8 protein-coding genes are annotated in these 9,731 nt (G+C 34.1%); 4 read left to right on the top strand and 4 right to left on the bottom strand.

Translation table 11 applies throughout. From position 1 onward, the window contains the following. Positions 1–11: 11 nt before the first annotated feature. The 4 genes from radA to panC form a co-directional block, all read right to left on the bottom strand. Positions 12–1,373 carry a DNA repair protein RadA gene (radA, locus tag B3J44_RS20995; protein ID WP_198855229.1) on the bottom strand — a complete coding sequence of 454 codons (1,362 nt, stop codon included), beginning with the start codon at positions 1,371–1,373 and terminating at the stop codon, positions 12–14. Next, positions 1,373–2,527, bottom strand: a complete 1,155-nt coding sequence (locus tag B3J44_RS21000; RefSeq protein ID WP_286971231.1) for an alpha/beta hydrolase — start codon at positions 2,525–2,527, stop codon at positions 1,373–1,375. Before B3J44_RS21000 ends, radA begins: the two co-directional genes overlap by 1 nt. A 204-nt stretch (positions 2,528–2,731) precedes the next feature. Beyond that, entirely contained in the window at positions 2,732–3,082 is a 351-nt protein-coding gene (panD, locus tag B3J44_RS21005; RefSeq protein ID WP_008465481.1) for an aspartate 1-decarboxylase, read from the bottom strand. Between the two features lie 14 nt (positions 3,083–3,096). Then, positions 3,097–3,945, bottom strand: coding sequence for a pantoate--beta-alanine ligase (panC, locus tag B3J44_RS21010; RefSeq protein WP_198855231.1), 849 nt, complete (start codon positions 3,943–3,945; stop codon positions 3,097–3,099). A gap of 106 nt (positions 3,946–4,051) precedes the next feature. Between panC and B3J44_RS21015 the strand changes: the two genes are divergently transcribed. From B3J44_RS21015 to B3J44_RS21030, 4 genes are all read left to right on the top strand, one after another. After that, the gene (locus tag B3J44_RS21015; RefSeq protein ID WP_095930313.1) at positions 4,052–4,858 is read left to right on the top strand and encodes a glycogen/starch synthase; all 807 of its coding nucleotides are present in this window, start codon (positions 4,052–4,054) and stop codon (positions 4,856–4,858) included. Positions 4,859–4,879: 21 nt separating this feature from the next. Next, the gene (locus B3J44_RS21020) at positions 4,880–6,514 is read left to right on the top strand and encodes a DUF4270 domain-containing protein (protein WP_286971232.1); all 1,635 of its coding nucleotides are present in this window, start codon (positions 4,880–4,882) and stop codon (positions 6,512–6,514) included. Positions 6,515–6,523: 9 nt separating this feature from the next. Continuing rightward, a complete protein-coding gene (gene glmS, locus B3J44_RS21025) occupies positions 6,524–8,374 on the top strand; it encodes a glutamine--fructose-6-phosphate transaminase (isomerizing) (protein ID WP_286971233.1) in 1,851 nt (616 codons plus the stop codon). A gap of 311 nt (positions 8,375–8,685) precedes the next feature. Further along, positions 8,686–9,731, top strand: a 1,046-nt coding sequence (locus B3J44_RS21030) for a carboxypeptidase-like regulatory domain-containing protein (protein ID WP_286971234.1), incomplete at its 3' end; no start/stop codon positions are given.

Here is a 9,731-nt window from a genome sequence, read left to right on the forward strand (position 1 = left end):
AAAAGAAAAAATTAACCAAAAAGTATACTTGCGACATCTTCAATTTTCGCAACAAGTTCAATTTTAATTCCTGTATTCTTTAAAGCAATTTTGTTGTATTTAGAAACAAAGATAGTATCGAAACCTAGTTTTTCAGCTTCTTGAATGCGCTGATCTACACGGTTTACAGGGCGAATTTCGCCAGAAAGTCCGACTTCGCCAGCAAAACAGAAACCTTTTCCAACAGGAATATCTTCGTTAGAAGATAAAATCGCAGCCACAACCGCCAAGTCAATTGCAGGATCATCGACAGAAATACCTCCTGTTACATTTAAGAAAACGTCTTTTGCGCCTAAACGAAATCCAGCTCTTTTTTCTAAGACAGCCAAAATCATGTTTAGTCTTTTGGCGTTGTAACCTGTTGTGCTTCGTTGAGGTGTTCCATAAACAGCTGTACTAACCAAAGATTGTATTTCGATCATCAACGGACGCATGCCTTCAAGAGTTGTGGCAATTGCTGTTCCAGACAATTCTTCGTCTTTATGAGAAATCAGGATTTCAGAAGGATTACTCACTTCTCGTAATCCGCTGCCCAACATTTCATAAATTCCAAGTTCTGATGTTGAACCAAAACGGTTTTTTAGCGAACGTAAAATTCGGTAAATATGGTTTCTATCGCCTTCAAACTGCAAAACGGTATCTACCATATGTTCCAAAATTTTTGGACCAGCTATGTTTCCGTCTTTTGTAATATGCCCAATCAAGATTACGGGAATATTACTTTCTTTAGCAAATTTGATTAATTCTGCTGTGGTTTCACGAATCTGAGAAATACTTCCAGCAGTCGATTCGATATAATCGGTGTGTAAAGTCTGAATAGAGTCAATTATGACTACTTCAGGCTGAATTGTTTCAATTTGTTTGAAGATATTTTGCGTTTTAGTTTCAGTAAGAATATAACAATTGTCGCTGTTTGGCGTAATTCTTTCTGCACGCATTTTTATCTGTTTCTGACTTTCTTCACCAGAAACATATAATGTTTTATAAGGTAATTTAAGAGAAACTTGAAGTAAAAGTGTACTTTTTCCGATGCCGGGTTCACCGCCCAAAAGCGTTAAAGATCCAGGAACAAGCCCGCCTCCTAAAACACGATTCAATTCGCTGTCAGTTGTGTCCATTCGAACTTCTTGAGCAGAATCGATCTCGTTAATTTTTAAAGGTTTTGGCGCTTTGCTTGTTGGAGTAGGTTCGCTTTTCCAAGCAACCTTATCCTGTTTCTGAATTATTTCTTCGGCAATCGTATTCCATTCTTTGCACGCGTTGCATTGCCCTTGCCATTTGGCATATTGGGTTCCGCAGTTTTGGCAGAAAAAGGAAGTTTTAACTTTTGACATTATTTACTTTTTTTGGCAAGTGTATTCATTTCGTCAATTTTCTCATACATCAAGTCTTTGTTCAAATCGCCAATTGGCTCCATTTGCGAAGCATTTTGGTATTTTCTTGATGCGTGTTTAGGATCGCCTTGTTTTTCATACATTAATCCTAACTCATATTCTCCTAACATGGCTTTCGGGTAATTTACATTTCCTATTTCTGCCATTTTTCCTAGTTCGCTGTATGCATTTCTTTTTAAAATAAGATTTTCCACTACTTTAAAATCGCTCATTCGAACTGGAATCTGAACTCCTAAAACTTCAGACATGTCAGCGTATTTTTTTTCTAAATATTCTGCGTAACCTTCTTGAAGAACCGCAATTTTGTCGTTGTATTCGGCAGAATTTATAGGTCGATAAGCTTCAAAAATATGGTACAATGCACTTGGTATAGAATGCAATACTTCTGTATAATGTGTTGCGCCTTTAAATACATCATATTTATAATTCACTAACGGATTATTAGCAATTTTAATATTACTGTTTAATTTATCTATTGGCTCTTTAATTTTTTTAATATCGCCTTCTCCAGCAGAAAGGTAATAGAAAATTGGTTTTTTTACTTTGGCAAATTTCTCTGCAATGCGCACTTCCATTTTTGGAGCAAGCTCAGGGCTTAAACAGATGTATGCATTAAAAAGCGGCATTTCTTTATACAAATAAAAATTAGCAAAACTTGCTGTTACATCGTGACCTGCAATAAGCCTAAAAGGTGAGGTACGGTATTTTTTTTCAATATATGGCACTAACTCAGCTCCGATGAATTCGAAAAATTTTGCGCCTTTTTCAAACGGAAGACCTTCATTTTGATCAATTGTTGAGTCGTCATAACGCTCTCCATCTTTATTTTGATGAATTCCGATGATAATCATTTCTGGAATGTCATCCCAATAAGTTCCGTAACTAACGGCTCCTGAAAACGGATCAAATAAATAATCTCCATCCAATAAATATAGAACCGGATATTTTTTGTCTTTATTGGTTTCGTAAGAAGCAGGAAGTCCGATTGTAATTCTGCGTTCTTCTCCGAGTTTCTCCGATTTAATGTTGTCGAACGTTTTTTGGGCAAACGACGAAAACGAAATTAATAAAAATAGTAGGTAAACTTTTTTCATGATTTGTGGCATTTCAGTGAATTAAAAAAGTATTGAAAATAGTGTAGCAATATACTATTTTATTTGCTTCTTTGCTAAGTGGTTTAAAAATTGAAGCAGAGTGTTTTAGCGTCAAAATCATTTTTCGATTAAGACAAAAGAAGGATTTTTTGTGCAAAATTGGCTTTTGACAAAGTAGGGGAATTCGGTAAGAAAAAGAAAATCTTAGGTTAAAGAATTGTCGTTTTCATTTGGGAAAATAATCCAAGGCTTGAAGGTTTTTGCTTCTTCAAAATCCAGTGTAGCATAAGAAATAATAATGATGATGTCATCTTTTTGTACTTTCCTAGCTGCAGGACCATTTAAAGTAATTTCTCCTGAATTTTTTTCGCCTTTAATAGCGTAAGTTTCAAAACGCTCGCCATTATTAATGTTAACAATAGATACTTTTTCGCCTTCAATAATGTTTGAAGCTTCTAGTAGAGTTTCATCAATAGTAATACTGCCAATATAATTTAAATCGGCTCCGGTTACTTTAACTCGATGAATTTTTGATTTTATAACTTGAATTTGCATGATGCAAAGTTAGATTAATTTAATGAAATGGTGTCAATCAGTCTTATAGAATTAACAAATACCGCTATAAATGCGCGATATTTTTTATCATTCTCTTTCTGATCGATAGATAAAAGTGTAGATTCGTCAGCAATAACAAAATACTCCAGTTCAAATTCCTTGTTGTCTTTGAAAGAATTTTCTACAAATTCGATTGTTTCTTGCGGACTATGATTTTGGAAGATCTCTTTTGCCTCTGTCAAAACTTTGTAAATAATAGAAGCGTCTTTTCTTTCTTGAGAAGTTAGACGTTCGTTTCGCGAACTCATGGCAAGTTCATTTTCTTCTCTAAAAATCGGACAGCCCACAATATTTACTGGCAATCCTGTTTTTTCGACTAATTTTTTAACAATTTGAAGCTGCTGAAAATCTTTTTCGCCAAAATAAGCATTGGTCGGCGTTACGATTTCGAAAAGGCGTTTTACAATTGTTCCGACACCATTAAAATGACCTGGACGGAATTTTCCTTCCATCTGGTTTTCTAATCCATCAAAATCAAAAGTCTGCGAAACGGTATTTCCTTCATAAATATCATCAACCGAAGGAGCGTATAAAATAATTTTATCGCTTAATGTACGCATTTTCTTAACATCTTCTTCTAGTGTCCTAGGATATTTTGCTAAATCTTCGGAATTATTAAATTGAGTTGGATTGACAAAAATACTTACTACGGTGTCGTTGTTTTCTTTCAGCGAACGTTGCATTAAAGCCAAATGTCCTTGGTGTAAAGCGCCCATTGTAGGTACAAATCCGATAGTTGAATTTGCGGTTTTGATAGTTTTAAGATAGGCTATCAACGCTGCTTTACTGTAGAAAATATGCATTGAGGTATTATTAAAATTTATGCAAACATAATATATTAGTTATAAACTGCATAAAATTTTGTAATTTTGCGACGTTTTTATTACCAAAATTAAGTAAAATACTATTATGAAAGATAAGAGGATATTATATGTATCATCTGAAGTCGTGCCTTACTTGGCTGAAAATGAGGTTTCTTTAATGTCTTATGACGTTCCGAAAATGATTAATGACCAAGGCGGCCAGATAAGAATTTTCATGCCAAGATATGGGAATATAAATGAGAGAAGACATCAATTGCATGAAGTGATAAGACTTTCAGGGATGAATTTGGTAGTGAATGACTTAGATATGCCATTGATTATTAAAGTAGCATCGATTCCAAAAGAAAGAATTCAGGTTTATTTTATCGATAATGATGAATATTTCAAACGTAAAGCAACTTTTACAGATGAAGAAGGTGCTTTATACCCTGATAATGACGAAAGAGCAATTTTCTTTGCCAAAGGTGTTGTTGAGACCGTAAAAAAATTAAACTGGGTTCCGGATATTATACATGTTCATGGCTGGCTTGCGGCAATGCTTCCTATATATATGAAGCATTATTATAAACATGAGGCATTGTTTTCTGAAACGAAAATTATTACTTCTGTTTACGGGCAATCGTTTGATGAGAACTTAGACTTAGAAATGATAAATAAAGTTAAATTTGATGGTGTCCCTCATGAAGCAGTATCAGATTTAGAAGTGCCAAATTATGAGAACGTTTTAAAAGCTAGTATTTTACATTCTGATGGTGTAATCATTGCGTCAGAAAATGTTTCCCCAAGTTTAACAAAATTTATAGAATCTTCAGGAAAACCTTTTTTACCTTTCGCCACGAAAGATGCATTTGCTGACGCTTATACAAATTTCTACAGAACATTTGGACTTTAAATTTTAATTTTATTATTAGACATGTATAGAACTTCTTTTTTTAAGAAAACTCTTTTAGCTGTAATGGCTGTTTTTTTATATTCTTGTGACAAAGATTTTAATGCGATTGGTGAAGGTTTAGTTGGTGATGATCATTTTGGACTTGAAGCTGTAAAATACGACGTTTTAGCATATAATCAAGAAGTGACTCCTATTCAGTCAAGTAATATGTCGCCAAATAATGCTCTTGGTATTTTTGACAATCCGCTTTTTGGAACTACGACTGCAAATTTTGTTACCCAACTAGGACTTGCTACTTATTCTCCAACAATTGGAGCTTCTCCTGTAGTTGATAGTGTTAAAATAGAAATTCCTTATTATAGTCACGTGACAGCTACTAATGAAAAAGGAGACAGCACCTATGAGTTAGATTCTATTTATGGTGATAAAAACGGAAAATTTAAGTTAAGTATTTATGAGTCTGGGATTCAGATGAGAACTAGTTATTTTAGCGGTGGTAATCAATTGCCTCAGTATTATTATACAGATCAGAATAGTGAATTTAGTAATAAAAAAATTGGAGCAAGATTAAATGATGGAAATGTCCTGCAAAATGATGAGTTCTATTTTGATGCTAAAGAAATTGTAATTAAAACGACTGATCCTGATACTAAAGTTGTGACTACAGAGAGGAAAAAGCCTCAAATGACGATGCTGCTTAATAAACAATTTTTTCAAAATAAGATATTAAATGCTGCTGCTTCGAAACTTTCTACAGAAGATCTCTTTCAGGAATATTTTAGAGGGTTGTATTTTAATGTCGAAAAATCAGGATCTAATCCAAGCAATATGGGGCTGATAAATTTTAGTGATGGTAAGATTACAATTTATTACAAAGCTAAAACAGAATCTACAACAGATGAGGATAGCACTATGGAGAATAAATCTATAGTTTTGAACTTAAAGGGAGTAAGTGCACTTACGTCTAGTACCGCTAATTTTCTTGATTATGTTCGAAATGCAGATTATGCAAGTGCTATAACTACAAGCGTAAATAAGACAGAAGGAGATGAAAAACTTTATTTAAACGGAGGTCAAGGGTCTTTGGCGGTTATAAAACTTTTTAATCCAACAGATGTGTTGAGTTATAATGCTAAAGGCGAAGTAGTGAATGGAGCAAATGGGGTTCCTGATGAATTGGACGAAATAAGAAGTAATGCTACGGTTAAAAACTGGAAAGTTAACGAAGCTAATTTAGTTTTCTACATCGATGCTGATAAAATGAAGGGTACAGGAGAGCCAAATAGAATCTATTTATACGATTTGACAAATAATGCCGTTTTAGTTGATTATTCTACAGATGCTTCATCTACCTATGGGGGATTAATTACTCTTGATTCTGATAAAAGAGGAAAAAGTTATAAAATTAGAATTACTGGACATATTCGTAATTTGATAAAAGATGCGACGGCAAAAAATGTTGATTTAGGTCTAGTTGTTTCTCAAAGTCCGGCAGTACTTGCGTTTAATGCGTTGAAGAATAAAAATGAGGTTATATCTGCAGTGCCAAGAACATCAGTTATGAGTCCTTTAGGTACGGTCTTATATGGCGGAAAAACTTCTGTTTCAGATGATAAAAGATTGAAACTTGAAGTCTACTACACGAAACCAAATTAATAAATATATATGTGTGGAATTGTTGGATATATCGGTCACCGAGATGCCTATCCTATTGTAATAAAAGGATTAAAGCGTCTTGAGTACAGAGGATATGATAGTGCCGGCGTTATGTTGTATGACGACGAATCGGGAATTAAAGTTTGTAAAACCAAAGGAAAAGTTTCTGATCTTGAAGCTAAAGCTAATGAGGGTTTTTCAACAATTGGTAATATTGGAATTGGACATACGCGTTGGGCAACTCACGGGGTTCCAAATGACGTGAATTCGCACCCTCATCTTTCTAATTCTGGAGATTTGGCAATTATCCATAACGGAATTATTGAGAATTATGCGCCTTTGAAAGAAGAGCTTATCAAAAGAGGTTATACTTTTAAATCGGATACAGATACTGAAGTTTTAGTTAATTTAATAGAAGAGGTTCAGAAGAAAGAAAATATTAAATTAGGTAAAGCTGTCCAGGTTGCATTAAACCAAGTTGTAGGTGCGTATGCAATTGCTGTTTTTGATAGAAAAAATCCAAACGAAATTGTAGCGGCTAGATTAGGAAGTCCGTTGGCAATTGGAGTTGGAGAAGGAGAGTATTTTGTTGCTTCTGATGCTTCACCATTTATTGAGTACACTTCTAATGCAGTTTATTTAGAAGATGGCGAAATGGCGAATATCAGGTTGCATAAGCCAATCAAAATTAGAAAAATTCAAGATGACTCTTTAGTGGATCCTTACATCCAAGAACTTCAAATGAACTTGGAGCAGATTGAAAAAGGCGGGTATGATCATTTCATGCTTAAAGAAATCTACGAACAGTCAAGCGTAATTAAAGATACTTACAGAGGAAGACTTCATGCTAATGAAGGAATTGTTCAGATGGCCGGTGTAGAGGATAATTTAGAGAAATTTTTAAACGCAAAAAGAATTTTAATTGTTGCTTGCGGAACTTCTTGGCACGCAGGGTTAGTAGCAGAATATATCTTTGAGGAATTTACACGTATTCCTGTTGAAGTAGAATATGCTTCTGAGTTTAGATACAGAAACCCAATTATAAATAAAGATGACGTAGTTATTGCGATTTCACAATCTGGGGAAACTGCAGATACTATGGCTGCTATTAAACTGGCTAAAGAAAACGGAGCGTTTGTATTTGGAGTTTGTAACGTAGTGGGTTCTTCTATTTCTAGAGAAAGTCATGCTGGTGCATACACACACGCAGGGCCAGAAATTGGAGTAGCTTCTACAAAAGCGTTTACTACTCAAATCACAGTTCTAACTATGATTGCTTTACGTTTAGGAAAAGCAAAGGGAACATTGTCAAATACAGATTTCCATACTTACCTGCAAGAATTAGAAATTATTCCTGAGAAAGTGTCTGAAGCGTTAGAAACTGATGCTAGAGCTAAAGAAATTGCTGCTGCTTTTAAAGATGCGCCAAACTGTCTTTATTTAGGTAGAGGATACAATTTTCCTGTAGCATTAGAAGGTGCATTGAAATTAAAAGAGATCTCATATATCCATGCAGAAGGTTATCCAGCTGCGGAAATGAAACACGGTCCGATTGCTTTAATTGACGAACATATGCCAGTTATTGTTATTGCTCCTAAACAAGGACATTACGACAAGATTGTGAGTAATATTCAGGAAATTAAATCAAGAAGCGGTAAAATCATTGCGGTAGTTACAAAAGGAGATACTCAAGTACGCGAATTAGCAGATTATGTAATCGAAATTCCAGAAACTTCAGATGCATTATCGCCATTGGTTACTACTATTCCTTTACAATTGCTTTCTTACTATATTGCTGTAATGAGAGGTTGTAATGTAGATCAGCCACGTAACTTAGCAAAATCGGTTACGGTAGAATAAGTTTATTTTTCAAAATAATAAATATGTTAAAAAAGCGAGATTTAGGTCTCGCTTTTTTTTATTGCCAATAATTTTTTTACGCATATGTATTTTTATGAAATTTTCAATTTTTTGATGAAATATTATATGTATGCATAGTAAACTGATTTTTCTTTAGGTTTTCTTTGTTTTTATTTTAATAAAATGAATTAGTAAATAGTTAAAATATAGTGCAAAACAATGATAAATATCAATTTTATTTAACATTTTTTTATGCATATTAAAATATTTGCTTATTTTGGCTATATATACTAACAAAAAACTAACCCAAAATGAGAGTCTACTTGCTAATTATGTTGTTATTCAGCGGAGTGTCCTTTGCACAGAATACAATTACAGGTTCGGTTACCGATGGTAACAAACAATCTATCCCTGGTGCCAATGTTGTTGTTGTCGGAGAAAACAGTGGTGCTTCTACTGATTTTGACGGATCGTTTAAATTAACTACGAATGCTAAATTACCTTTGTCTATAAAGGTTTCTGCAGTAGGATTTGAGACTAAAACGATAAGTGTAACAACGGCAAATCAAAAAGTGAATGTGATTTTAAAAGATGAAGAAACCAAACTGGATGAAATCGTTGTTGCTGCATCGAGAACACCAGAAAGAGTTCTAGAGTCTCCTGTAACTATTGAACGAATGGGTGTGCAGGAAATCAAAAAAACTGCTTCTCCTTCTTTTTATGATGGTTTAGAAAACATGAAAGAAGTGCAGATGAATACTAGTAGTATGTCATTCAAATCAATCAATACGAGAGGATTTGCTACTGTGGCTAATACTCGTTTTATGCAGTTGGTAGATGGAATGGATAACTCGTCTCCATTATTAAACTTCGTTTTGGGGAATATGATTGGAGTTTCAGAAATTGATGTTCAAAGTGTTGAGTTGCTTCCAGGAGCATCATCTGCTTTGTATGGTGCAAATGCTTTTAATGGAATTTTATTTATGACAAGTAAAAGTCCGTTTACCAATCAAGGTGTTTCAACTTATTTTAAATACGGTGCGACTTCGCAAGAAGCAGCTGGAACAAATAGTTTTTATGATTTTGGTATCCGATTCGCTCATGCTTTTAATAAATATTTTGCTGCGAAAGCAAACTTTACTTATATGCAAGCTACAGATTGGTATGCAACAAATTATAATGATAAAACAAGATCAGGTGTTGATAGAACAGATCCTAACTATGACGGTATTAACGTTTATGGTGATGAGGCTTCGACAAATATTAGAGGTGTTGGTCAAAAATTGGAAGCAATGGGCTTGATTCCTGTTGGAGCATCTAATCTTCTTCCGAATTCAAATGTTAGTAGAACGGGTTA

The organism is Flavobacterium sp. UBA4854 (assembly GCF_002399805.1).
In the GTDB taxonomy this organism is placed as follows: Bacteria; Bacteroidota; Bacteroidia; order Flavobacteriales; family Flavobacteriaceae; genus Flavobacterium; species Flavobacterium ginsengisoli.

Coding starts and splice junctions, on each gene's coding strand:
- radA (WP_198855229.1), bottom strand. CDS start 1,373: ATGTCAAAAGTTAAAACTTCCTTTTTCTGCCAAAACTGCGGAACCCAA.
- B3J44_RS21000 (WP_286971231.1), bottom strand. CDS start 2,527: ATGAAAAAAGTTTACCTACTATTTTTATTAATTTCGTTTTCGTCGTTT.
- panD (WP_008465481.1), bottom strand. CDS start 3,082: ATGCAAATTCAAGTTATAAAATCAAAAATTCATCGAGTTAAAGTAACC.
- panC (WP_198855231.1), bottom strand. CDS start 3,945: ATGCATATTTTCTACAGTAAAGCAGCGTTGATAGCCTATCTTAAAACT.
- B3J44_RS21015 (WP_095930313.1), top strand. CDS start 4,052: ATGAAAGATAAGAGGATATTATATGTATCATCTGAAGTCGTGCCTTAC.
- B3J44_RS21020 (WP_286971232.1), top strand. CDS start 4,880: ATGTATAGAACTTCTTTTTTTAAGAAAACTCTTTTAGCTGTAATGGCT.
- glmS (WP_286971233.1), top strand. CDS start 6,524: ATGTGTGGAATTGTTGGATATATCGGTCACCGAGATGCCTATCCTATT.